This window comes from Clostridioides sp. ES-S-0006-03, from assembly GCF_020662275.1.
In the GTDB taxonomy this organism is placed as follows: domain Bacteria; phylum Bacillota; class Clostridia; order Peptostreptococcales; family Peptostreptococcaceae; genus Clostridioides.
Genome location: NZ_JADGMM010000001.1, coordinates 147506 through 172419, shown reverse-complemented (window position 1 = coordinate 172419; position 24914 = coordinate 147506). Strand labels below are relative to the sequence as shown.

Below are 24914 nucleotides of genomic sequence, written 5' to 3'. Positions count from 1 at the left end.
ACTTTTTATAAAAATTCTTGTTTTTATTTTATAAATGTACATATGTCTTCCACTGGTTTTTTAGATGGACTTCTTAAGTTGTCTTCTGGTACTCCAAGTGCTAACATTGCACCTAAGAAGTATTCGCCTTTTTCAAACCCTGTTTCTGCCTCTAAAACAGATTCTATCTCATCTGCTGCATAGTTTTGACTTGTCAACCAACAAGAACCATACCCAAGTTCAATTGCTGATAATGTAAAGTTTTCAATTGCTGCTCCTAAACTTTGCATGCCTGGATTTCTTATAAATAACTTATCTATAGTCTCTTTAGGTGCATTTATAAGTTCTAACTCATAATAGCCTGATGGGTTGTATACCTTTGTAAAAACTAATACCAAAACTGGAGCTTTTAAATAAAATAAAGTAAAGTTTGGCACAAATTTTCTAAATCTATTAGCTTTTTCTACTGATACTTTGTCCATCTCTACAAGTATTTCTTGTTGTTTTTTAGTTATCACATCTGCTATCTTTTCCATTAAATCACGACGCTTTATAACTACAAAATGCCAGTTTTGAATGTTTTTACCTGATGGAGCTGCCCCTGCTGCTTTTACCATTTTCAAAATATCTTCATCTAAAACATCTTGTTCTTTAAATTTTCTTACACTTTGTCTTTTGTAAATAGTATCTTGTAATTCCATTTTTAAGTCCCCCTGTAGATTATTTTTTTAATTTAAAAACAAACTTTAAACTTCCCTTATTTTAATATATCATGTTCTAACAAATCTTTAAATGACTCTATAGAATAATCATACTCATCCACATTTCCAAAACCATATTTTGCATATACAAAAGGAATCCCAGCAAATTTAGCACTATTTGCATCCCCTTGAGTATCTCCAATATAGATTGGATTAGTTAGTTTATTTCTATCAATTATGAGTTTATTATTTTCACCTTTATGCAATCCAGTATTTCCAGGACACTCAAAATCTATAAAGTAATTTTCTAGCTTATGTGCTTTTAAAAAAGATTCTATATATCCTTTTTGACAATTACTTACTATAAATAATTTATATTTTTTAGATAATTCTCCAAGAGTATTTTCTATGTCTTCAAATAATTTGCCTCCATATTCAGATAAGTAATCACATTCTCTTGCAGAACATTCATCTAATATATTCATTCTTTCTTCTTCATCTAAATCTGGAAAGAAACGCTTTGCTATTTCATCAAATGAAAGGCCCATAACACTTCTAAATAATTCTACTGTAACATTTAAACCTATATCCTCACGTTTATCTAAGACCTCTTGCCATACCTTACATACTCCTTCAGTTGAATCCCATAGAGTTCCATCTAAATCAAAAATAATACTGTCTATCACAAAAAATCCCCCTTGCGTCAAAAATTATTATTTATTTATAATTATATATTAAAAAGCAGATACAATTATAAATATATTTTACTTGATTGTATCTGCTCTGTAATATAAAATCAATTATTAAAGTCCATTTTTATAAATTTCTAATTACAAGTACACATCCCTGCTCTACTTTAATTTTACAAGAATTCCCTAACATAACATTGGATATTCCAATAGGTACTGAATACTTCATATAATAATCATCCAAAGGATATTCCAAGCCAGTAAGTGTTACTCCTTTAGCATCTCCTTTTACAGCTATTACAGAAATAGTATCTCCTTTGTTTCCAAACAAGGTAAATTCTTCATTTTCAACTATATACATCTCTTCTTTATCTGAGAGTATCCTAGAATATATGCCATCTTCTTTTAAATAATATAATAGCTTTATATTTGCAAGGGTATGGTCAATTCTCCCACCTAAAGCACCAAAAAAATCAATATGGTTAGCTTTAAGAGTTTTAGCTAAAAAAAGACATAGTTCTGTATCAGTTTCATCCTTTTTAGATGGAAATTTTTCAAATTTAACACCTTGATTTCTATAGAAATTTATCTTGTCTTCTTCTACTGAATCTAAATCTCCCAAGATATAATCTGGTATTATATCCATTTTGTAGGTGTGATTTGCTCCTCCATCTGCACATATTATGCAGTCATAACATTCTTTAAGTATAATATCTCTTGTAATTTTATAATCTTCAATTTCACCATTTAAAACAATACAGATTTTCATACCTAAGTCTAAACTAATTCTTCAAGAGAAGCATTCTTTCTAAATAAATTAACTGTTTCTTGAATGTCATCACTTCCAAATATTGCAGAGCCTGCTACTATTACGTTAGCTCCTGCTTGCACAACTTCAGCCACATTTTTAGGACTTATACCACCATCAACTTCTATATCAATATTTAATCCTTTACTATCTATAAGTGTTTTTAATTCTTTAATTTTATCTAACACACAAGGTATGAATGATTGTCCTCCAAATCCAGGATTAACAGACATTAAAAGCACCATATCTAAATCAGATAGTACATGTTTAATAGTATCTATTGGTGTTGCTGGATTAAGCACTACACCTGCCTTTATTCCATGTGATTTTATATTTTGTATAGTTCTATGTAGATGTGTACAAGCTTCCTGATGAACAGTTATTATATCACATCCTGCTTTTACGAACTCTTCAATATATTGGTCTGGATTCTCTATCATTAGATGAGCATCAAATACCATATTTATATTCTCTTTTTTTAAACTTTTAACTACAAGTGGTCCTAGTGTGATATTTGGTACAAAATGTCCATCCATTACATCGATATGAAGATATTCACATCCTGCACTTTCCACTTTTCTTACATCCTCTAATAATTTTGCAAAATCTGCTGATAATATTGATGGTGCTAATTTAATCATGTTTCTAATACCTCCTACTGTTATTTTGTCTTATTTCATTTAGTAGCTGTATATAACTATCATATCTTTCTTTAGATATTTCTCCATTTGCAACAGCTTCTTTTATAGCACAATTAGGTTCATTTTCATGAATACATTTTGAACCAAACTTACAATCATTAAATTTATCAAATTCTATAAAATAATCTTTAAGTTCAACTTCTTCTATGTCTTCAAGTGCAAGTGAACTAAAACCTGGTGTATCTGCAACCATTCCACCAAACTCCAACTTTAAAAGTTCAGCATGACGAGTGGTATGTTTTCCTCTTTTTATTTTATCACTTACTACACCTGTTTGCAGTTGAAAATTTTCATCTATTTCATTTAATAAACTCGATTTTCCAACTCCAGACGGTCCTGCAAATACTACTACATTTTCTTTTAATTCATCTTTTACTTTATCTATATTTAACTTAGTGACATTACTTACAGGAATAACCTTATATCCACTAAGCTCGTATATCTTTTTAACATGCTCTAATATGTTATCATCATCTAAATCTGCTTTTGTAAGGATTATTACAGTTTCTAAATTTTCTTTTTCTGCCAAAACTATAAATCTATCTAAAAGAGATAAGTTTGGTTTAGGATTTTTTATTGCAAATACTATTAGTGCCTTATCTACATTTGCTATAGGTGGTCTTATAAGTTCTGTGTCTCTACTATCTATTTCTTCCACAATTCCCTTTTTTTCATCTTCATCAACAACACTTATTTTAACTCTGTCACCAACTAAAGGTGTTACTTTTTGCTTTCTAAATATACCTCTAGCCTTACATTCATAAAGACCTTTTTCTGTATCTACATAATAAAATCCACTAATCCCTTTTATAATTTTTCCTTCTAGCATCAAATACCTCCCTTTATAAAATTATATAAACCTATACTGTTTATGAGTAGTATATAGTGTTATTCTTTCCTATTTTTATATAATACCACATTTTTTTTAAATAACAAATCCTCCGTTTGGGCTAATTACCTGACCAGTAATAAAACTTGATTTATCAGATGCTAAAAAAATAGCACAATTTGCTATATCTTCTGGTGTTCCTAATCTCATTAAAGGAGTTTCCTCTACAAGAACATCTATCTCATCTTCATTATATTCAGATAACATATCTGTATTAATAACTCCTGGTGCTATGCTATTTACTCGAATATTTGATGGAGCAACTTCTTTAGCTAATGCCTTTGTCATTCCTATTATACCTGCTTTTGATACAGAATAATGTACTTCACAAGAAGCACCTGATATACCCCAAATTGAAGATATATTAATTATGTTTCCTTTTTTTTCTGATATCATGTATTTTAAAGCAATTTGTGAACAATAAAAACTTCCTTTCAAGTTAATATTCATCATATTATCCCAATCTTCATCAGTTATATCTGTAAATAACTTATCTTGGCTTATACCAGCATTATTTATAAGTACATCTAATCCTCCAAACTCCTTTATACAATAATCTATCATATTTTCGACTTCTTCTCTATTTGAAATATTAGCTTTAAATAATTTTACAGAAAAACCCTTTTCGTTTAATACAGTATATAATTCTTTAGCCTCATTTTCTGATTTATTAAAGTTTATTAATACATTATACCCATCTTTTGCAAATATTTTAGATATTGCTCTTCCAATTCCTCTAGAGCCTCCTGTTACCAAAACTGTTTTATTGTTTTTATTCATAAATATTTATCTCCCTTATAATTAATCTAATATTTTATACAAAACAAACTGCCCCTTTAAAGAAAATAATTTCTATAAAAGGACAGCTTTTTATTTTTAGCTACTATTTATTCTGATTTACCAATATTTCCACCAGTTCCTGATGGAGTTTCTCCAGTATTTCCTGAGTTTGAACCTCCTGAGTTATCTCCACTATTTCCGGAGTTTGAGTCTCCTGAATTATCTCCATTATTTCCGGAGTTTCCTCCACTATTTCCTGAATTATCTCCACTATTTCCAGAGTTTCCTCCACTATTTCCTGAATTTCCTCCGTTAGTTCCTGAGTTTGAACCTCCTGAACTTCCTCCACTATTTCCTGAGTTTGAACCTCCTGAGCTTCCTCCACTATTTCCTGAGTTTGAACCAGGTGTTGTTGTATCATTCTCATCTGGTGTTGTTGGAGTCTTATTTGGTGTTGTTGGTGTTGGCGTATTTGATTTCTCTGAGCCTTTGCTAACATATAGGTCTATTTCATCACCTTCTTGAACACTTGATGAACCAGAACTAGGGCTCTGACTTAAAACTGTACCTTCTTTATATACTGAACTATACTCATACTTGACAGTTCCAACTTTCAATTTATTTTCCTCTATAATTTTTTTTGCATTAGTTAAAGTAATACCTACTACATTGGGAACTGAAGCTTCGTTTGCACCTTTACTTACAACGACATTTATGGTGTCACCTTTTTTAATATTTGTACTTCCACCTTCAGGTGTCTGCGATATTATACAATTTTTATCTACCTCACTGCTATACTCTTCACTTTTTACACTTAAGGACAATCCTTCTTTTTCAACTGCACTCTGTGCTTCCTCTAATGTCATATTCACAAGATTAGGAACAGTTAAATCTTTACTACCAAATCCTCCAGCAAATAAAAATTTATATGCTAAGAATACTTGTGCACATAAGATTACTATCAAAACTGCCGCGACTACTTTTAGTCTTTTTCTAGCTTTAGGACTTTCTTGTTTTTTCTTCTTTTTCTTAGCCCTCTTACTTTGAGTATTCTTAGGCTTTTGATTCTTTTTAGCTCTCATTATCTCTTCCTCATCTTCATCGTCTTCATCTTCTTCTTCATAAAAATCATCATAATAATCTTCATCTTCATCTAAATCAGCAACTTCTATAGGTTTAACTACTTTTTCCGGAACTGGCTTTGCAAGTACTGGATTTACAGCTTTATTAATCTCTTTTTCATCAATTTTCTTCGTTGCAAAATCATCGTATTCCTTTATAAAATCTAAGTCAATATTTTTTTCTATATAATCTATATCTTCTATTAACTCTTCAGCAGTTTGGTATCTATCTGCACTAGATTTTTCTGTAAGCTTTTTTATTGTAGTTCTTACACTTTGAGGAATCCTAACTTTTTCTTCTGATGTAAAATCTATATCATCATTGATATGTTGAAGTGCTATAGAAATTGGGCTATCTCCTCTAAATGGTACTTTTCCTATCAGCATTTCATATAAAACTATACCTAAAGAATACAAATCTGCATTATTAGTTACAAACTTTCCTTTAGCTTGCTCTGGTGAAAAATAGTGTACTGAGCCTATTATACTACCAATATTAGTCATAGTTGAATTTGAGACAGCTTTGGCTATACCAAAATCAGCTACTTTTACTACTCTTCCTTCATTGGATATGAGAATATTATGAGGTTTTATATCTCTATGTATAATCCCCTTTTTATGTGCAGCACTAAGTGCCATAGCTATTTGTTTTGTTATATCCAGTGCGGTATATTCGTCTAATATCCCTTCATCCTGTATAATTTCCTTCAAATTTTTTCCATCTACAAATTCCATTACAATGTAGTGAACTTTTCCATCTTCCCCAACATCATATACATTTACTATATTTGGATGTGAAAGGCTTGCTACTGCTTCTGCTTCTCTTTTAAATTTTGTTAAAAATTCATCGTCATCTACAAATTCAGGTCTGAGTACTTTAAGTGCAACAGTCCTGTTTAATAATCTGTCTTTAGCCTCATATACAAAGGCCATTCCTCCATCACCAATCTTCCTGATGATTTCATATCGATTTCCTAAAATTGTATCTCCCACAATATCACCGTCCTAATTATACTTTTATTACTATCACCGAAACATTATCTTTACCAGAAACATCATTGGCCATGCTTATCAATTCATCACTTATATCACTAATTCTCTCATATTCGTAATCTAATATTAAACTTCTTATATCTTCGTCATAAATAAACCCAGTTAATCCATCTGTTGCAAGAAGTATTATATCACTTTTTTTGATTTCCTTCTTAAAAATATCTACAACAACCATATCATCTGTTCCAATTGCTCTAGTTATTCTATTTCTCTGTGGATGTCTTCTCGCTTCTTCTTCTGTAATAACATGAGCCATCATAAGTTCTTCAACCACAGAATGGTCTATAGTTATTTTATCAAATTTTTCATCTGTTAACAAATAACATCTGCTATCTCCAACATTTGCCACATATAAGACATTATTATACACTATAGCTGTAACTAATGTAGTTCCCATTCCTTCAAATGCTATATCTTCCATAGATTTCTTGTGCACAATTGAGTTTACATTATTATAAGCCTGTTTTAGTATATCATCTATATAGTCTATTTTTACATTATCATGCTGTAATAAGTTTTCTTTTAGAAAATCAATTATATTTTCTACTGCTAACTTACTGGCGACTTCCCCCTTTTTATGTCCACCCATTCCATCAGCTATGGCAAATATTCCTATTGGACCATGTTCTGTATCTATAACTTCTCCCTCACAATAGTCTTCATTGTTTTTTCTTACTTTTCCTATATGGGAGGCACAACTATAAACCATACGACTTCCTCCTTACATATTACTTGTATTTTCTTCTCAATTGGCCACAAGCTCCACTAATATCAGAACCCATAGACATTCTAACTGTAGCAGGTATATTATTTTTCTCTAAACTATCTCTAAACTTATAAATAAATGCCTTGTCTGGCTTTTCATATTCTCTTTCTTCAACCTTATTTATTGGTATTAAATTTACATGGCATAGCATACCTTTTAAAAGCTTTGCTAATGCCTTTGCTTCATTTTCTGAGTCATTTACACCCTTTATAAGAGAGTATTCAAATGTAACCCTTCTATTTGTCTTTTTTATATAATATCTACAGGCATCTAGTATTTCTTTAATAGAATATGCATTTGCTACAGGCATAATCTTTCTTCTTTCTTCATCATATGGTGAATGAAGTGATAAAGCCAAATTTATAGCTATTTTCAAATCAGCCAACTCGTACATTTTAGGCACTATCCCACAAGTTGAAAGAGTTATATGTCTATACCCTATATTAAGACCATTTTTTTCATTAATTATTTTTAAAAATTGTTTTGTATTTTCAAAATTGTCAAGTGGCTCACCACTTCCCATTAAGACAAGATTTGATACTCTTTTTCCAGTATCTTCTTGAATTTTAATAACTTGGTCTAAAATCTCCCATGGTTCTAAGTTTCTAATCAATCCATCCATTGTAGATGCACAGAAGTTACATCCCATTCTACAACCTACTTGATTAGAAACACAAACAGTGACCCTACTGTCATAATCCATCATCACAGTTTCTATTATATTTCCATCATCTAATAAAAACAAATATTTTTTTGTGCCATCTACCTTAGATTCTAACTTTAATTCTATATCTATATGACCTATACATGAAACTTCTTCTAATTTATTTCTCAAACTTTTTGGTATATTATTCATGTCATCAAAAGTTTTTGCACCTTTGTATATCCAAGAAAATATTTGGCTCCCTCTAAAAGGTTTTTCATCTATAGTTTTCATAAATTCCTTGAGTTCATCTTCAGTAAAGTTTTTTAATACTATTTTTTTCTCTTCCATTCTATTCACTACCTTATTCTCTTTAATTTTGCTATAAAAAACCCATCTATACCATGAATATTAGGATATATTTTTAAATATCCTTTATCTTGATTGTCTAAATCTACGTTTACTGTGTCAATTGGAGTCAATTCAAAATTATTATATTCTTCAATAAAAGAAGTAATTATATTTATGTTTTCCATATCTTGAACTGTACATGTACTATAGACTAAAGTTCCTCCAATTTTAACATACTTTGATGCATTTTCTAATATTTTCTTTTGTATAGAAGTAATATCTTCCAACTCTTCTTCTTTCTTATATTTAATTTCTGGTTTACGTCTTATTATACCAAGACCAGAACAAGGAACATCTGCTAAAACATAATCAAATTTATTTATGCTATTTTCATCAATTTCAGAAGCATCAAATCCTTCTACACATACATTTTTTAGACCAAGTCTATTTACAGTAGCTTTTATAAGCTTTAGTTTATGCTCAAAAATATCTCTAGCTATTACTTGACCTGTATTATTCATTAAAGTGGCTAAGTGAGTAGATTTTCCACCAGGAGCACTACATACATCCAAAATCAATGAATCTTCCTTTGGATTAATTACTTTCCCTACTATCATAGAACTTATATCTTGAATTGTAAATAAACCAGCCTTAAATAACTCATTATTTTCTATATTTTTTAATTTTTCGACTTTTATAGCTTCTTCCACCATAGGGACTTTCAAACACATAATACCCTTTTCATTTAATTTTTCAATAAGCTCTTCTCTGCTAATTTTAAGTGTATTTGTTCTTATATAAATACTAGGTTTTTCATTGTTTGCTTCTAATAAATCTTCAGTAAATTCTTGTCCAAAATTTTCTATCCAATTTTTTATAATCCAAGAGTTATAAGAATACTTTATAGATAAGTATTTTACACTATCTTCCTCAGTTATGTCCATTATAGTATCTTTATTTCTTATTTCATTTCTAAGAATAGCATTTATAAAACCAGAAGATTTTTTATCATATTTTTTAGATAACTTAACAGTTTCATTAACTGCTGCATAATCTGATATACTATTTAAAAATAAAATTTGATATGTTCCCATTCTTAAAAAGATTTTAACATAAGTTGACATTTTTTTTACTTTTATTTTTGAAAGTTTATTAATTATATAATCTAAGTAATATTTATTTTCTACTACTCCATAGATTAACTCTGTTGCAAGTCCTCTATCCATATCGCTTATTTCTAAGTTTTTAAAATGCTTATTTATTGCAATATTTGAATAGTTATTATTTTTCTCTATATCACATAATACTTTAAATCCAATTTCTCTTGCATCCATATAAATTTCTCCCTTTTATTAAACATAAAAAAGGGTTGTTTCTAAACAACCCACTTTATTTTTAGTCATCTCTTCTTTGAGCTATTAGTAACAATCTAAGTAATTGAAGTATTGAAACTAGTGCTGCTGCAACATATGTTAAAGCTGCTGCTGAAAGCACTTTTCTACTTTGTCTTACCTCACCCTCATCTATAATACCTAGATTTCCAAGTTGAACAATTGCTCTACTAGAAGCATTAAATTCTACAGGCAATGTTATTATTTGGAATAGTACTGAAGCTGAAAACAATAGTATCCCAATTTTTAGAAATGGTCCAGCCATAATAAATCCTAGAAATATTAAAAACCAAGAAATACTTGAAGCAAAGTTTACTACTGGCACCAAACTACTTCTTATTTGAAGAGGTGCATAACCTTTAGCATGTTGCATTGCATGACCACATTCATGTGCAGCTACTGCAACAGAAGTTATTGATGTTCCATAATATACATCTTCTGATAATCTTACAGTTTTTCTTCTTGGGTCATAGTGGTCACTTAAATGACCTCTAACCATTTCTATCCTTACATCATACAAACCATTTGAATCAAGTACTCTTCTTGCTGTCTGTTCTCCAGTATATCCTCTACGTGTATTTACTCTTAAATACTTATTTGTTGTTGAGCTCACTTTAAATTGAGCATATGCAGTGAATAATATAGCTGGAATTAATATAATCATCGTTGGGTCAAATCCCCAAAAGCCGCCATATACAGGGTACATAAATAACACTCTCCTAAAATATATTTTTATTATACATCCTCTTTAATATTCACATAACTTAAAAACAGTTTAATTACAAGCTAATATCTCTTTTCCTGTTAAAAAGCTTATAGCTTTTTCAATATCTACTATGTCTACATTAGTATTTATACAAGGTCCATTAGGTCTTTTATTAAATACTCCTAAAACAGGAATTTTTTTTATATCTTGTATTCCAGATGTTAAATCTCTCTCACATGCAACAGCTATAACAGCTTTAGGTTTATTGTCAATTATAATTTTTCTAGCTAGAGTCCCTCCTGTAGCTACAAATACTTTTACTTTAACACTTTTATTTAGCTCAGCTAATTCTCCTATATTGCATTTTCCACATTTTTTACAATTATCTATATCATTAGTAACTTTTAGTTTGCAACTATTCTCTTGAATACAATGAGGTATTAAAATTATTATATCCTCTGGATTAAAATTATATTTATTACTGTATATATATTCATTATTTAATTTTATATATATTCTTCTAATTTCACTTTTTGACATACCAAATGATGATGCAATAAAAGATATAATGGGAAATAATACACTAACAATTTTAAAATTTATTTTCATTATATTTGAGTTAACATTTTTTCCTTTAATTACTCTATACGTAACTATTGTTGAGCATAGTATTATAAGTATTAGTGATATTACTACAGCATTTATTCCTAAGGAAAATATTTGAGTCAAACTAATTATAAAAAAGTTTGCAACTCCCATTAAAATCCCTAATATTAAGACTAAGATACCAACACTTGTTAAATACTTTTTTATATCTGTCATACTTTTCACCTAACTCAATACTACACCAATTTCTATAGTATTTCCTTTTATATATTCTCCAACTAGCATTCTCTTTTTATTTGGCATCTGAATTTCTTCAATTAAAAGCACCTTATCTTTAGTACTTACTTTTATGCCATCTTTATTTACCTCAATTATTGTACCTGCTTCTTTGTTACTTTCTTCCTCTAATACTTTAGTTTTCCAGATTTTCATCGTTACACCATTATAAGTAGTATAAGCACTTGGCCATGGATTTACACCTCTAACTAGATTGTGTATTTCCTTAGCATTTTTTGAAAAGTCTATATTACCTAGTGATTTATTCATTATTGGTGCATAAGAAAATTCCTCATGATTTTGTACTTCTCTTGGAGCAGTTCCTGCTTCTATCAACTTTAATGTTTCTTTTAAAGTTTCTGCTCCTATATTCATCATTTTATCATGAAGTTCTCCTGCTGTTATATTTTCATCAAGATTTACTTCTGTCTTTAATATCATATCTCCAGTGTCTAACCCTTCATCCATATACATAGTTGTAACACCAGTTTTTTCTTCGCCATTGATTATTACCCAATTTATAGGCGCCGCACCTCTATATTTTGGAAGTAAAGAAACATGGACATTTATACATCCAAACTTAGGAATTTCTAATATTTCTTTTGGAAGTATTTGCCCAAAAGCTACAACTACCATTACATCTGGCTTTAAAGATTTCATTGTATCTATAAAATCTTTGTCTCTAGCTTTAATTGGTTGATATACAGGTATATTATTTTCAATTGCAAGTTCTTTTACTGGACTCATGCCAAGTTTTTTACCTCTTCCTTTTGGTTTATCTGGCTGAGTTACAACTCCTAGTATTTCATACTTTTCATCTATTATTTTTTGTAAACAAGGAACTGCTATATCAGGAGTTCCCATAAATACTATTTTCATCAAATCAACCCCTACTATTTTTCTATTTTATCAACAAACAGTATTCCCTCTAGATGGTCTATTTCATGACAAAACGCTCTAGCTAAAAGTTCTTCCCCTTCTAGCTCTATTGTTTCTCCATTTCTATTTAAAGCTCTAACTTTTACATAGTTTGGTCTTTTAACCTCTCCAGATTCTCCAACAACACTTAAACAACCTTCATCATCTATTTGTTCTCCAGATGTTTCTATTATTTCTGGGTTTATAAGTTCTATAAGTTCTTCTCCAATATCAATTACTACAACTCTTTTTAAAATTCCAACTTGAGGTGCAGCTAGTCCAACACCATCTGCATCATACATAGTTTCTGCCATATCGTCTAACAATTGTATTATTTTTGCATCAATTTTTTCAACTTTTTTTGATTTCTTTCTTAGTACTGGTTCTCCTATTTGAACTATTTGTCTTAAAGCCATTACACTTCCTCCTAAATTTATAATACACTATTTGGATTAATATCTATAGATACATTAATATTCTTATTAAATATCAAATCTCGTTTTGTTATACATATATATTTTATTATACCCTTTAAGAGATTAATTTCAATATTTTCATCTTTAAAGAGTATTTGCCATCTATAATTTTGATTTATTTTTGATATTGAGCATGGATTGGGTCCTAATATAAACCCTAAGTCGTTTATACCCCTTTTTTCTAATAAATAAATCAAAGATGCATGCATATTTTTTATATTTTTTATAACTAATCTTTCATCTTCACCACTAACAACTACGCTTAACATGTTATTAAAAGGAGAATATCCAAATGCCTTTCTTATCTTTATCTCATCTTCATAAAAACCTTCATAATTATACTCTATGGCATGCTTAATAGCATAATGCTCAGTATCATATGTTTGAAGTACTACTTTACCTTCTTTGTCTGCTCTTCCTGCCCTTCCAGAAACTTGAGTTATCAACTGAAAGGTTGTTTCAAAACTTTTAAAATCAGGAAAATTTAGTATCATGTCTGCTGACAAAATACCTACTAAAGTTACATTATCAAAATCCAATCCTTTACTTAACATCTGAGTTCCTATCAATACATCTGCTTCTTTATCTTTGAACTTATTTAGTATTTCCTCTAATGAACCCTTTTTTGATGTTGTATCTTTATCCATTCTCAAAGTTTTTATATTTGGAAAAATACATTTTAACTCTTCCTCAATTTTTTGAGTTCCTACTCCAAATGGCTTAACATAATTACTTCCACATTCTGGGCATTCTTTTGGAATTTCTCTTTCATATCCACAATAATGGCATCTTCCAATATTACTTTTTTTATGATATGTCAAAGATATATCGCAATTTTCACATTGAAACACATAGCCACACTTTCTACATGATACAAAATTTGCATAACCTCTTCTATTTAAAAATAGTATTACCTGACTATTTTCTTCAATCGCACAACTAATTTCTCTTTGAAGTTTTAAACTAAATATACTTCTATTACCTATATCTAATTCATCTTTCATATCTACAACTTCAATATTTGGAAGTGGTTTATTGTTTGCTCTATTTTTTATATTTATAAGTTTATATTCACCAGTTTTTGCTCTATAATACTCTTCAATTGAAGGTGTCGCTGAACCTAAAATAAGAGTTAGATTATTTTTTAATGCCATAAATCTAGCTACTTCTATAGCGTTAAACTTAGGATTTTTTTCAGACTTATATGATGACTCATGAAATTCATCAATTATTATCAATCCTAAAGAATTAAAAGGAGCAAATAGTGCTGACCTAGCACCAATTAAAACTCTTATCTTGCCAGCTTTAACAGCTTTATAAACGTCGTGTTTTTCTCCTTCAGATAGTTTACTGTGAAACACTCCAACTAAATCGCCAAACCTACTCTTTAATCTATCTATCGTTTGGGGAGTTAATGCTATCTCAGGAACCAAAAATATACTATCTAAACCTTGGCTTAATGCAAATTCTATTATTTCCATATAAACTTCAGTCTTTCCACTTCCAGTTATACCATGAATTAAATATGGCTTTTTATCATCTATAAACATACTTGAATTTATCTCATCAACCGCTTGTTGTTGCTCATTGTTTAATTTTATACTTTTTGATATAGATTTGTAAATACTTTTTGGCTCTCTATAATAATCTTTAAATTCTAAAGTTATTAACTCTTTCTTACTCAAAGAGTTTATACTCTGCTTTGAAGCATTTAATAAATCCAATAAATCATTTATCTCTACATTTTCATTATTTTTAAGAAAATTTAATATCTCTTTTTGCTTGCTTCCTATGCTTATTTTATTTTGTTCTATATAATCATCAATTTTATCATTTTCTAAACTCAAAGATACATAGCATACTTTCTTCTCATTTTTATGATTTTTGTATTCCCAACATAATTTTATAATTCCATTTTTATTCATTGTATATAGATAATTATTTAGATTCGCTATATATTTTAACTTATCAACCTTAATTTTTCCTTTACTACCAACTACTTTTTCTACTATCTCTCTATTTTTATCACTCAGCTTTGATATCTTTTCATATAATTCAGTCTCACTTAATCCATTTAGCTTTTCACCTAGTAAAACTACTTTGTAATTATTTAGTTTATATCCTTTTGGATATATCAAATTTATACACTCTATATAAGTACACAAATATCTATTTTTCATCCAGTAAACCAACTCTAAATCTTCTTCTCTAAATATTGGATTTTCATCTAATATATCTATGATTTCTTTAGTCTTTATTTTTTCATCTAAATTATTTGTAAGTTGAAATACAAAGGCTTCTGTTGGTTTATTACCTCTTCCAAATGGCACTAATATTCTATGCCCAACACTTATAACTTCCTCTAAAAATACAGGAATTTGATATGTAAATAAATTGTCTGTGTATATAGTATTGCTTCTAACTATTACCTTTGCATATTTTTTCATTGTAAAACTCCTACTTAAAATTAATCTACTGCTCATATTTTAACACATTTCATAACATATCAAAAAAATCTCAGCATATCTAAAAAGTTTCAAGTTATTACTAATATTAGATATATCTTAATAATTAACTATTAATCATATTTTATACTTTACAGCAAAATAAATGCTGAAAACCACAATTTAACTGACATTTGCGAGTTTTTACTCGCTAAAAGTAAATTGCAGCTTTCAGCCACTTTAGCTGTGATAAAATACACAAATATCATATTTAAAAAAGTTCTTATTTCTCAAGTAACACTTTAATCTTATTTAATATAACATTAGCTACTTCTTCCTTTTTCATTTTAGGGTACTCAGTAATATTTCCTTCTGTATCTATTATTTTTACAATATTAGTATCAGTTCTAAAGCCAGCTCCCTCTTTAGTTAAATCATTTGCCACAATAAAATCTAAATTTTTCTTTTCAATTTTTCCTTTGGCATGTTCTATTAAGTCATTAGTTTCAGCAGCAAATCCAACTAATATCCTATCTTCCTTTATTTTTCCTATTTCATAAGCAATGTCATAATTCCTACTTAATTCTATTGATAAATCATCATTATTCTTTTTAATTTTTTTGTCAGAATAAGTTTTTGGCTTATAATCTGCAACTGCTGCACTTTGAATTACTATTTTATTTTCTTTTAAATTTGATACTACTGCCTCATACAAATCTTGTGCTGATTCTATTTGTACAAATTTTTTAAGGTTTTGTGGAATAGAGAGATTTGTAGGACCTGATATTAATGTTACATCAGCACCTCTAGATATAGCCTCTTTAGCTACAGAATATCCCATTTTACCAGAAGACCTATTAGTTAAATATCTTACTGGGTCTATACTTTCTACAGTTGGTCCAGCTGTAACTATTATACTTTGACCTTTCAAATCTTGCTCTTTCGTAAGATTGGCTAAAACTGCCTCTACTATTAAATCTGATTTAGCTAGTTTTCCTGCTCCAATATCTCCACATGCAAGTCTTCCACTTTCTGGTTCTATAAATTTATATCCAAATTCCTCTAAAGTTTTTATATTTTTTTGGACAATTGGATTTTCATACATATTAGTATTCATAGCTGGTGCTATTAAAACTTGTGCTTTTGTTGCCATAACAGTAGTTGTTAACATATCATCAGCTATACCATTTGCAATTTTTCCTATAACATTTGCACTTGCTGGTACTATTAGAAACAAATCTGCCTTTTTTGCTAATGATATATGTTCAACTTCCCAAGATTTTGGTTCTTCAAACATATCTTCTACTACATAATTTTGACTTAGTGATTGAAGTGTAAGTGGTCTAACAAATTCTGTTGCTGATTTTGTCATTATAACATGGATATTTGCATTTAATTTTTTTAATTTACTTACAACATCACAAGCCTTGTATGCAGCTATTCCGCCGCTTATGCCAATTACAACAGTCTTATTTTTTAGCATGACCTTACTCCTCTTCTGAAATTTGTTGATGTTGCTCAGCGTAGTGTCTAGCTTCTTCTATCTCTATTTCTTCTTCTGTCAATAATCTATATGTTATTTTTCCACTTGCAACTTCCTTAGTAGCTACACATACAGGTTTTTCCTTAGCTTTGTTTGGAACATATGGTTCGTCTCCATCAATTAACTTTCTTGCTCTCTTTGAAACAGTCCCTACTAAGTAATATCTGTTGTCTATTTTTTCTAGTACCTCATTGATAGATGGTTTTAACATAATTATAATTCCTCCTTAAATTTCTCTATTATAATATTTTTATATCTGCTAACTTTATTCTTTTCAGATGATATTATACCTTCTATTTCTTTAGCAGATGTTTTCACATCTTCATTAAATATAAAATAATCATAATCCTTAATCATTTTTATTTCTTCATATGCACAACTAAATCTCTTTTCTATTTCTTCTTCTGTCTCTGTACCTCTTCCAACAATTCTATTTTTTAACTCTTCAAGTGATGGAGGTAATACAAATATAAATACTCCTTCTGGACAAACCTCTTTTATTTGTTTTGCTCCTTGCATTTCAATTTCTAGTAGCACATCCTGTCCTTTTTCTAAACATTCCATTATTGCTGCTTTTGGAGTTCCATAAAAATTATCATAAATTTGAGCATACTCCAAAAACTCACCTTTTCCTATCATATCTTCAAACTTTTCTTTACTTATGAAGAAATAATTTACTCCATCAACTTCTCCTGCTCTTGGTTTTCTTGTAGTAGCTGATACAGAAAGTTTTATTGTATCATTCTCTCTAAGTAATTCTTTGCAAATAGTACCTTTTCCTGCACCTGATGGACCTGATACAACTAGCAATAATCCTTTTTTTGTAAACATTTAAATATTCCCCTTCTAATATTGTATTCTTACTCTATGTTTTGTATTTGTTCTCTTATTTTTTCTAACTCACTTTTCACTTCTACTACTAAATTAGTTATATTTATATCAGATGATTTTGAACCTATTGTATTAGTTTCTCTGTTCATCTCCTGTATTAAGAAATCAATTTTTCTACCTATAGAATCGTCTTTAAATATAGTTTTTTTAAGCTGACCAATATGACTTTTAAACCTAACTATCTCTTCTGTTATACTACTTTTATCTGCATATATTGCAACTTCTTGTGCTAACCTATTTTCATCTATTATACTTGGGTCTTCTAGCATTTCACTTATTCTTGAATTTAGTTTTTCTCTATAGTCTTCTACAACACTACTTGAATATTTTTCAATTTCTTCTATATGATTTTTTAATAAGTCACATCTCATGGTAATATCTTCAGCTAATTTTTTACCTTCTTCACTTCTCATTTCTCTTAGTTTTATCATTGCATCTTCTACAGCTTGATTTAACATCGACCATAATAAATCTTCATCTTCATCTTTTTCTTCTATTTTTATAATATCAGTAAATCTTGCAACATTCATAACACTAATATCATCTATAATATCAAATTTGTCTTTTATTTCCTTTAAGATATCTATATATTGAGATGCTAATCCTTCATCAAAATTTAAGTTTACATCTTCTTTGCCTAATAAGTCAAATTTTATGTATAAATCAACTCTTCCTCTTTTTACATAGTTTTTTACTAAATTTCTAACTTTATCCTCTAAAAATGAAATTTTTCTTGGAAGACGTATATTTATATCTGAATATTTATGATTTATTGTTTTACATTCTACTAAAAAATAATAGTTGTCGTCTTTGTATTCTCCTCTTCCAAAACCAGTCATACTTATAGCCATTACCTAAACCTCCAAAACACCTTCACATATTTTTACTGCTGGACCTGTCATATAAGAAAACTCTCCTATATCTATTCGTACTGTTCCACCTTGAGAAGTCACATTTACACTATTTTCTACCATATCAAGTAAATTACATACTATTGCTGATGCAGTCATACCTGTTCCACATCCTAAAGTATATCCACAACCTCTTTCCCAAGTATAGACATGTATATTATACTTATCTTCTACTTTTACAAAATTTACATTCGTTTTTTTCGGAAATATTTTATTATTTTCAATCTCTTTTCCATATTTACAAACTTCATCTACATTTAATTCATCCACTATAACCACAGTGTGAGGAACCCCCATCAACATAGATGTAATCTTAAACTCTTTATCTAAAACTTTTATATTTTCTTGCACAAAACGTTCTTCGTCAGTTAACACAGGAACATCTTTAGCTAAAAAACTTCCTTTTCCCATATTAACTTTTATAGTATTTATTTCTCCATTTATATTGTTTATTTTTATATTTTTTACACCATCTAGTGTATCTACTGTAAAGTTTTCTTTTTTAACTATGCCATTATCATAAACAAACTTACAAAAACATCTAAGTCCATTTCCACACATAGCTGCTCTTGAACCATCAGAATTATAATACACCATTTCTACATCTGCAATTTCTGAATTTTTTACAACTAGTAACCCATCCGCACCTACAGAAAATCTTCTATGGCATACTTTTTTTGCTAAAACAGTATAATTTGATGAATCTATTTGGTCAAATCTTCCATCTATTGCAATAAAATCATTGCCTATTCCATGTAGTTTCCAAAATTTCATAAGTATCGCTCCTTTGTAAATTAACACTTAAACTATTATAACATAAAAAAATTCCCATAAACTTATAATTTATGGGAAAAGTTTTGTAATGACAACTATAATTTGAGGATGTGAGGGAGAGTTGCCATTACAATTAGGGTAATTATATTATGTTTTTAAGCTAGTTCTTTCTATGTTTATATAATAATATTTCTATATGAATTTTATGTATAGTTTATTTAAACTGTATATGAATTTTTTAAATAAAATATTTAGCATCTTCTATTTAGTTTTTTGAACATACCTAATTAGCATACACCTATTAATTCTTTAAGTGTTTTTAAAACATAATCTAAATCTTCTCTAGTAATATCTACATGAGTTACAAATCTATACTCCCCATTTTCCATTTTATTGATTTTTATATTTCTTTCAAAAAACTCTTTTATTAAAACATCTTCTTTTATTACATCTTCACTCATTTTAAAGAATACCATACTCAGGTCTGGACTAGTGTTATTTACTTCAATTCCTTCAATTTTATCCAACTCACAAGCTAAATATTTTGCATTATCATGGTCCTCATTTAATCTCAGTGTCATTTTTTCAATGGCAATTATACCAGCTGCTGCAACTATACCAACTTGTCTCATGCCTCCACCCATAACTTTTTGCTTTCTTCTAGCTTTTGCTATAAATTCTTTACTTCCAGCAAGAATAGAACCCATTGGTGCAGCTAAACCTTTTGATACACAGAACATAACACTGTCACAACATTGTGCAATTTCTTTAGCTTCTACACCTAAAGTTAATGCTGCATTGAATAATCTTGCTCCATCTAAATGCACTGGTAAATTGTGTTTTTCAGCTATTTTTTTAATTTCTTTTAAATTGTCAAGGCTTACAACAGTTCCACCTGAATATGCATTTTCTACACATATAAGACCTGTTTGTGGTTCATGTATATCATCTCTCCTAATAGCCTTCTCAACAAGCTCAGGATTAAGAGCTCCACTTTCATCTTCATCTATAGTTCTAAGTTGAACTCCAGCTATTACAGCAGGTGCTCCAACTTCATGAGTCACAATATGATACCCTTTACCAATAATGATTTCTTGACCTCTTAGGCAGTGAGTAAACAAAGCTAACTGATTTCCAAAAGTTCCACTTGGAAGGAAAATAGCATCTTCTTTTCCAACTTTAGCTGCTGCTAATTCTTCAAGTTTATTTACAGTAGGGTCATCTCTAAAGATTGAATCTCCAACAGGAGCCTTTGCCATGGCTTCTCTCATTTCATCAGTAGGCATAGTAACAGTATCACTTCTTAAATCAATAAATTTCATTTTTTCAACCTTCTTTCATATTCATATACTATACAGCTTTAATATTTATTTAGCTTTGTAAAGTTTATATACTTTTATAAGTTATTCTTTACACACTAATTATACTACATTTGTTTTATATTTAAGCAAATTTAAATTATTAATTTAAAAATATACTTCCTATTCTCTTGTGAGTATATCCTGTAAGTATAAATAATTATAAAATTTACACATTAATCCATGTTGTTTAAATTCCCCCTAGTCATAGAGCATATATTATGTGTATAATTAATTTACTGACTTATTTTGGTCAAAGAAAGGGGTGCTATACATGGCATTAGATGGATTAGTTATACATTCAATAGTAGATGAATTATCATCAAAGCTTACAGGTGGAAAAATAGATAAGATTCATCAACCTGAAGATGATGAAGTAATTTTTAATATAAGAAACAACAAAGAAAATTTTAGATTGGTTTTAAGTGCAAGTGCTTCAAATCCTAGGGTTTATTTAACAAGCAATTATAAAAAAGAAAATCCGCTAAAGGCGCCTATGTTTTGTATGTTGCTTCGAAAATATATACAAGGTGGAAATATTATAGAAATTTCTCAAATTGGTTTTGAAAGAATAATAAAAATCAGTGTTGAATCTTTAGATGAATTAAAAGAAAAGACAATCAAAAATATTATAATTGAAATTATGGGAAGACATAGTAATATAATAGTAACTCATAATGAAGATGATAAAATTATAGATTCTATAAAAAGAGTGCCTTTTAGTATAAGTAGAGTTCGTCAGGTTTTACCTGGACATAGTTACTCATTGCCACCAAAGCAAGATAAACTTAACCCTCTTGATAACATATCTAAAGATTCTTTTATTAACAATCTAAATGAATTTGATGGACCTATTTTTAAGTCTATATATTCTAAATTTTTAGGTATAAGCCCTACTATCGCCAAAGAAATTTGTTATAGAGCAGATGTAAATCAAAACGCTATTAGCAAAGATATATCTAGTCAACAGTTTGATTCTTTATACAAAGAATTTTGTAGTTTATTTAATGATATAAATTCTAATAAGTTTTCACCTTGTATTGTTATAGATAAAAAATTAGATAAAGTCGTTGATTTCAGTTGTGTCAATCTTACATTGTTTAATGATTTATCATATATCAATAAAGAAAGCATCTCTAATATACTAGAGGATTTCTACAGAACTAAAGATATTAAAGATAGAATCAATCAACGTTCATCTGACTTAAAGAAAAGCATATCTGTTAAACTGGATAGACTTTATAACAAACTTAGAAAACAAGAAGAAGAATTATTAGAGTCTGAAAATGCAGATATTTATAAAGTAAAGGGTGAACTAATTACATCTTATATATATATGGTAGAAAAAGGGATGGAAAGTGTTGATGTTGCCAACTTCTATGATGAAGAGTGTAAAAATGTAACAATAGAATTAAATAAAAATTTGACTCCATCTGAAAACGCTCAAAAATATTTTAAAAAGTATACTAAAATGAAACATGCCAAAGTTGAAATATCTCACCAAATTTCATTAAACAAAGAAGAAATAGATTACTTAGAAAACATAATTTTGAGTATTGAAAACTGTGAAAATTTGGCTGAATTACAAGATATAAAAGAAGAACTTGGTAAAGTTGGATATATCAAAGCCCAAAAGAAAAGTAGTAAAAAAGACACTATTCCTTCTACAAAACCTCATGAATTTATTTCTTCTGATGGATTTAAAATCTTGGTTGGAAAAAACAACAAACAAAATGATTATCTTACATTAAGGCTTGCTGATAATGATGACTTATGGATGCATACAAAAAATATTCCAGGTTCTCACGTAATAATAAAATGTGCTGGTAAAGAAATTACTGATAATACTATATTTGAAGGAGCTATGTTAGCTGCATTTTTTAGCAAATCAAAGATTTCTTCTCAAGTACCTGTGGACTACACAAAGAAAAAAAATGTAAAGAAACCTAGTGGTTCTAAACCTGGTATGGTTATCTATGAAACTAATAGTACTATTTATGTTACTCCTGAAGAAGAAATGGTAGCTAAGCTTAAAATTAAATCCGAATAAAATATATCTCATAGATATAAAAATTTCTGACTGGTAAATAATAATATATTTATCATATTAACTAAAAGTAGTGGCATTCTTATTGTATAAGAATGCCACTTTTAAATTTGTTTATTTTTAGTTTTTTAATAATCAATACTTATATTTAAATTGATTAATTTCTATTTTTATAAAAAAACAACGATTAGTTTAATTTTGAGCATTATTTTTTATACGTCTAATTTTTTCTAATAGCTCATTATATTCTAATTCATAACACTCTTTTTTTGCATTATCTTTTTCTATTGACAGCATAGATATAATGTTTGTAAGTCTATTTTCTAATACTAAAAGATTTTCTTGTTTAACTTTACTTTCTCTACTAGAAGTTTTTTTATTTCTACTAATGATATAATCACTATAGTTACAATCAAACTCCTTTATATTCTTATCTTTTATTTCTAAAAAATAGTCACAAATATGAGATATAAATACTCTATCATGAGATACTATAAGCATAGTTTTATCAGTATTTATCAATGCTTTTTCCAATGCTTCCATAGATTTTATATCCAAGTAATTAGTTGGCTCATCAAAAACTAAAAAATTATTATCTTCTAGTATTATTTTGCATAGAGCTATCTTTACTTTTTCACCCCCACTAAGAACTTTAACTTTTTTATAAACAGTATCACCTTTAAATCCAAATAAATTTAAATTTATTCTTATAAAAGACTCAGCAAATGAACTATTTGCTTTGATATTGTACAAAATACTCTTTTCCTCATCTAATAAATCTTGATTTTGGTCAAAATAACCTATCTTTACTTTGTTATTTATCCTTATACAATCATTTTTATTACTAAGTATTTCTTTTATCAGAGTACTTTTTCCACATCCATTATCGCCTAATAAAGCTATTTTCTTACCTCTTTTTACCTTGAAAGAGATATTATCCAATAAAAGTTTATTTTCTACATTTAAACTTAAATCCTTTAATTCCACTAAGTTTTTGCTGATTATTTCCATACCATCCTGTATTTTAATATTCATATCTGTACAAACTTTAGGCTTATCCTTTACTTCCAATTTCTCAATTCTACTTTTTAATGCTTTTACACTTGAATCTATTTTTTTCTTATTTGTTTGACCACCCATTTTATGGAGTCTAGCTTCTGAATTCCCCATTCGTTTTGGAGTCTTCCTTATACCATCACTTAAAGCTTTTTTGCCTAAAAGAGCTTTCTCCAATCTTTTTTTCTCATTTATATATTCATGATATTCAAAGTCAGCTCTTTTTGCATCCGCATCCTTTTGTTCTAAATAATCAGTGTAATTACCTTTATAAACTTTTAATTTCCCACCTTCCAATTCCAATATAGTTGTACATAATTCATCTAAAAAACGTCTGTCATGAGATATTAATAATAATGCTCCTTTATGTCTCTTAAACATATTTTCCAAAATATCTATGCTCTTTTTATCTAAATTTGAAGTTGGTTCATCTGCTATTATTATATTTTTCTTATTATTCAGTGCATCTGCTATCTTTAGCTTAACTTTTTCTCCTCCAGATAAATAATCTTCAAATTTATCTGGCGCATTTAATAAGACTTTTTTCTTTACTATCATTACATTTTTCAATATTATTTTCACTCTGACTTATATATGAATAGCTATCTGTAAGATAAACACAACCTTCATCAATTTCTATTTCACCCAATATTGCTTTTAATAAAGTTGTTTTTCCCTGACCATTTGAACCCACTAAACCTATTCTCTCATTCTCTAATATTTCAAGTTTATCTATATCCAAAATTAATTTATCAGCATAATATTTTTTTAAATTTTCTACTTTTATTAACATCATAAAAAAATCCCTCCCTGGTATACTTAAATATAAGGAGAGATTTACATAAATAGGCACAATAACTAAACGTATAGACTATAATCTACTCTCCTTAATTTAAGCATTATAAATAAAGCCACCAATATAGGCTTTTCAAAATTTACAATACTTTAAATTATAAAAAATAGATTATATTCTCATCTTCCCAGTTACCTTACCCTTTCTTTTATTTATTTTTAATCATTATATCAACATTGATTG

The 24914-nt window shown here is 28.6% G+C and carries 24 protein-coding genes; 1 reads left to right on the top strand and 23 read right to left on the bottom strand.

Annotation, left to right across the window (positions count from 1 at the left end):
• Window positions 1-23: 23 nt before the first annotated feature.
• The 21 genes from IR151_RS00755 to ltaE all read right to left on the bottom strand — a co-directional run bounded on the left by IR151_RS00755 (window position 24) and on the right by ltaE (window position 20739).
• The gene (locus IR151_RS00755) at window positions 24-680 is read right to left on the bottom strand and encodes a nitroreductase family protein (protein WP_227432487.1); all 657 of its coding nucleotides are present in this window, start codon (window positions 678-680) and stop codon (window positions 24-26) included.
• Window positions 681-736: 56 nt separating this feature from the next.
• Window positions 737-1366, bottom strand: a complete 630-nt coding sequence (locus IR151_RS00750; RefSeq protein WP_227432486.1) for an HAD family hydrolase — start codon at window positions 1364-1366, stop codon at window positions 737-739.
• Between the two features lie 130 nt (window positions 1367-1496).
• The gene (locus IR151_RS00745) at window positions 1497-2138 is read right to left on the bottom strand and encodes a thiamine diphosphokinase (RefSeq protein ID WP_227432485.1); all 642 of its coding nucleotides are present in this window, start codon (window positions 2136-2138) and stop codon (window positions 1497-1499) included.
• An 8-nt stretch (window positions 2139-2146) separates the two neighbouring features.
• The gene (gene rpe, locus IR151_RS00740; protein WP_227432484.1) at window positions 2147-2818 is read right to left on the bottom strand and encodes a ribulose-phosphate 3-epimerase; all 672 of its coding nucleotides are present in this window, start codon (window positions 2816-2818) and stop codon (window positions 2147-2149) included.
• A gap of 4 nt (window positions 2819-2822) precedes the next feature.
• Window positions 2823-3707 (bottom strand): ribosome small subunit-dependent GTPase A, encoded by an 885-nt coding sequence (gene rsgA / locus IR151_RS00735; protein WP_227432483.1) that lies wholly within the window; start codon window positions 3705-3707, stop codon window positions 2823-2825.
• Window positions 3708-3803: 96 nt separating this feature from the next.
• A complete protein-coding gene (gene ymfI, locus IR151_RS00730) occupies window positions 3804-4547 on the bottom strand; it encodes an elongation factor P 5-aminopentanone reductase (RefSeq protein ID WP_227432482.1) in 744 nt (247 codons plus the stop codon).
• Between the two features lie 107 nt (window positions 4548-4654).
• A complete protein-coding gene (gene pknB, locus IR151_RS00725; protein WP_227432481.1) occupies window positions 4655-6661 on the bottom strand; it encodes a Stk1 family PASTA domain-containing Ser/Thr kinase in 2007 nt (668 codons plus the stop codon).
• A gap of 16 nt (window positions 6662-6677) precedes the next feature.
• The gene (locus IR151_RS00720) at window positions 6678-7430 is read right to left on the bottom strand and encodes a Stp1/IreP family PP2C-type Ser/Thr phosphatase (RefSeq protein ID WP_227432480.1); all 753 of its coding nucleotides are present in this window, start codon (window positions 7428-7430) and stop codon (window positions 6678-6680) included.
• Window positions 7431-7449: 19 nt separating this feature from the next.
• On the bottom strand, window positions 7450-8481 hold the full coding sequence (gene rlmN / locus IR151_RS00715; RefSeq protein ID WP_227432479.1) for a 23S rRNA (adenine(2503)-C(2))-methyltransferase RlmN: 1032 nt from the start codon (window positions 8479-8481) through the stop codon (window positions 7450-7452).
• Window positions 8482-8489: 8 nt separating this feature from the next.
• Window positions 8490-9815: a 16S rRNA (cytosine(967)-C(5))-methyltransferase RsmB gene (gene rsmB, locus IR151_RS00710; RefSeq protein ID WP_227432478.1), complete on the bottom strand. Its 1326-nt coding sequence runs from the start codon at window positions 9813-9815 to the stop codon at window positions 8490-8492.
• Between the two features lie 61 nt (window positions 9816-9876).
• On the bottom strand, window positions 9877-10578 hold the full coding sequence (locus IR151_RS00705) for a zinc metallopeptidase (RefSeq protein ID WP_227432477.1): 702 nt from the start codon (window positions 10576-10578) through the stop codon (window positions 9877-9879).
• 69 nt (window positions 10579-10647) lie between these two features.
• Window positions 10648-11400 carry a DUF116 domain-containing protein gene (locus IR151_RS00700; RefSeq protein ID WP_227432476.1) on the bottom strand — a complete coding sequence of 251 codons (753 nt, stop codon included), beginning with the start codon at window positions 11398-11400 and terminating at the stop codon, window positions 10648-10650.
• Between the two features lie 9 nt (window positions 11401-11409).
• Window positions 11410-12339 (bottom strand): methionyl-tRNA formyltransferase, encoded by a 930-nt coding sequence (gene fmt / locus IR151_RS00695; RefSeq protein WP_227432475.1) that lies wholly within the window; start codon window positions 12337-12339, stop codon window positions 11410-11412.
• Between the two features lie 14 nt (window positions 12340-12353).
• On the bottom strand, window positions 12354-12794 hold the full coding sequence (gene def / locus IR151_RS00690; RefSeq protein WP_227432474.1) for a peptide deformylase: 441 nt from the start codon (window positions 12792-12794) through the stop codon (window positions 12354-12356).
• 17 nt (window positions 12795-12811) lie between these two features.
• Window positions 12812-15301, bottom strand: coding sequence for a primosomal protein N' (gene priA, locus IR151_RS00685; RefSeq protein ID WP_227432473.1), 2490 nt, complete (start codon window positions 15299-15301; stop codon window positions 12812-12814).
• A 280-nt stretch (window positions 15302-15581) separates the two neighbouring features.
• A complete protein-coding gene (gene coaBC / locus IR151_RS00680) occupies window positions 15582-16781 on the bottom strand; it encodes a bifunctional phosphopantothenoylcysteine decarboxylase/phosphopantothenate--cysteine ligase CoaBC (protein WP_227432472.1) in 1200 nt (399 codons plus the stop codon).
• A 4-nt stretch (window positions 16782-16785) separates the two neighbouring features.
• On the bottom strand, window positions 16786-17052 hold the full coding sequence (gene rpoZ / locus IR151_RS00675; protein ID WP_227432471.1) for a DNA-directed RNA polymerase subunit omega: 267 nt from the start codon (window positions 17050-17052) through the stop codon (window positions 16786-16788).
• 2 nt (window positions 17053-17054) lie between these two features.
• Window positions 17055-17672 (bottom strand): guanylate kinase, encoded by a 618-nt coding sequence (gene gmk, locus IR151_RS00670; RefSeq protein WP_227432470.1) that lies wholly within the window; start codon window positions 17670-17672, stop codon window positions 17055-17057.
• A gap of 29 nt (window positions 17673-17701) precedes the next feature.
• Window positions 17702-18583, bottom strand: a complete 882-nt coding sequence (locus tag IR151_RS00665; protein ID WP_227432469.1) for a YicC/YloC family endoribonuclease — start codon at window positions 18581-18583, stop codon at window positions 17702-17704.
• Between the two features lie 3 nt (window positions 18584-18586).
• Complete coding sequence (dapF, locus tag IR151_RS00660) at window positions 18587-19417, bottom strand: diaminopimelate epimerase (protein ID WP_227432468.1); 831 nt, start codon at window positions 19415-19417, stop codon at window positions 18587-18589.
• Between the two features lie 287 nt (window positions 19418-19704).
• Window positions 19705-20739: a low-specificity L-threonine aldolase gene (ltaE, locus tag IR151_RS00655; protein WP_227432467.1), complete on the bottom strand. Its 1035-nt coding sequence runs from the start codon at window positions 20737-20739 to the stop codon at window positions 19705-19707.
• 310 nt (window positions 20740-21049) lie between these two features.
• On the opposite strand from ltaE, the gene IR151_RS00650 reads away from it, so the two are divergent.
• A complete protein-coding gene (locus tag IR151_RS00650) occupies window positions 21050-22825 on the top strand; it encodes an NFACT family protein (protein WP_227432466.1) in 1776 nt (591 codons plus the stop codon).
• Between the two features lie 189 nt (window positions 22826-23014).
• Here IR151_RS00650 and abc-f read toward each other — a convergent pair whose 3' ends face one another.
• Window positions 23015-24448 (bottom strand): ribosomal protection-like ABC-F family protein, encoded by a 1434-nt coding sequence (abc-f, locus tag IR151_RS00645; protein ID WP_413927342.1) that lies wholly within the window; start codon window positions 24446-24448, stop codon window positions 23015-23017.
• Window positions 24396-24674, bottom strand: coding sequence for an ATP-binding cassette domain-containing protein (locus IR151_RS20330; RefSeq protein ID WP_413927341.1), 279 nt, complete (start codon window positions 24672-24674; stop codon window positions 24396-24398). Before IR151_RS20330 ends, abc-f begins: the two co-directional genes overlap by 53 nt.
• Window positions 24675-24914: the final 240 nt, after the last annotated feature.

Coding starts and splice junctions, on each gene's coding strand:
- ltaE (WP_227432467.1), bottom strand. CDS start 20,739: ATGAAATTTATTGATTTAAGAAGTGATACTGTTACTATGCCTACTGAT.
- fmt (WP_227432475.1), bottom strand. CDS start 12,339: ATGAAAATAGTATTTATGGGAACTCCTGATATAGCAGTTCCTTGTTTA.
- coaBC (WP_227432472.1), bottom strand. CDS start 16,781: ATGCTAAAAAATAAGACTGTTGTAATTGGCATAAGCGGCGGAATAGCT.
- def (WP_227432474.1), bottom strand. CDS start 12,794: ATGGCTTTAAGACAAATAGTTCAAATAGGAGAACCAGTACTAAGAAAG.
- rsmB (WP_227432478.1), bottom strand. CDS start 9,815: ATGGATGCAAGAGAAATTGGATTTAAAGTATTATGTGATATAGAGAAA.
- IR151_RS00705 (WP_227432477.1), bottom strand. CDS start 10,578: ATGTACCCTGTATATGGCGGCTTTTGGGGATTTGACCCAACGATGATT.
- priA (WP_227432473.1), bottom strand. CDS start 15,301: ATGAAAAAATATGCAAAGGTAATAGTTAGAAGCAATACTATATACACA.
- IR151_RS00700 (WP_227432476.1), bottom strand. CDS start 11,400: ATGACAGATATAAAAAAGTATTTAACAAGTGTTGGTATCTTAGTCTTA.
- rpoZ (WP_227432471.1), bottom strand. CDS start 17,052: ATGTTAAAACCATCTATCAATGAGGTACTAGAAAAAATAGACAACAGA.
- rlmN (WP_227432479.1), bottom strand. CDS start 8,481: ATGGAAGAGAAAAAAATAGTATTAAAAAACTTTACTGAAGATGAACTC.
- rpe (WP_227432484.1), bottom strand. CDS start 2,818: ATGATTAAATTAGCACCATCAATATTATCAGCAGATTTTGCAAAATTA.
- IR151_RS00755 (WP_227432487.1), bottom strand. CDS start 680: ATGGAATTACAAGATACTATTTACAAAAGACAAAGTGTAAGAAAATTT.
- dapF (WP_227432468.1), bottom strand. CDS start 19,417: ATGAAATTTTGGAAACTACATGGAATAGGCAATGATTTTATTGCAATA.
- IR151_RS00665 (WP_227432469.1), bottom strand. CDS start 18,583: ATGGCTATAAGTATGACTGGTTTTGGAAGAGGAGAATACAAAGACGAC.
- rsgA (WP_227432483.1), bottom strand. CDS start 3,707: ATGCTAGAAGGAAAAATTATAAAAGGGATTAGTGGATTTTATTATGTA.
- IR151_RS00720 (WP_227432480.1), bottom strand. CDS start 7,430: ATGGTTTATAGTTGTGCCTCCCATATAGGAAAAGTAAGAAAAAACAAT.
- IR151_RS00745 (WP_227432485.1), bottom strand. CDS start 2,138: ATGAAAATCTGTATTGTTTTAAATGGTGAAATTGAAGATTATAAAATT.
- IR151_RS20330 (WP_413927341.1), bottom strand. CDS start 24,674: ATGATGTTAATAAAAGTAGAAAATTTAAAAAAATATTATGCTGATAAA.
- IR151_RS00650 (WP_227432466.1), top strand. CDS start 21,050: ATGGCATTAGATGGATTAGTTATACATTCAATAGTAGATGAATTATCA.
- gmk (WP_227432470.1), bottom strand. CDS start 17,672: ATGTTTACAAAAAAAGGATTATTGCTAGTTGTATCAGGTCCATCAGGT.
- ymfI (WP_227432482.1), bottom strand. CDS start 4,547: ATGAATAAAAACAATAAAACAGTTTTGGTAACAGGAGGCTCTAGAGGA.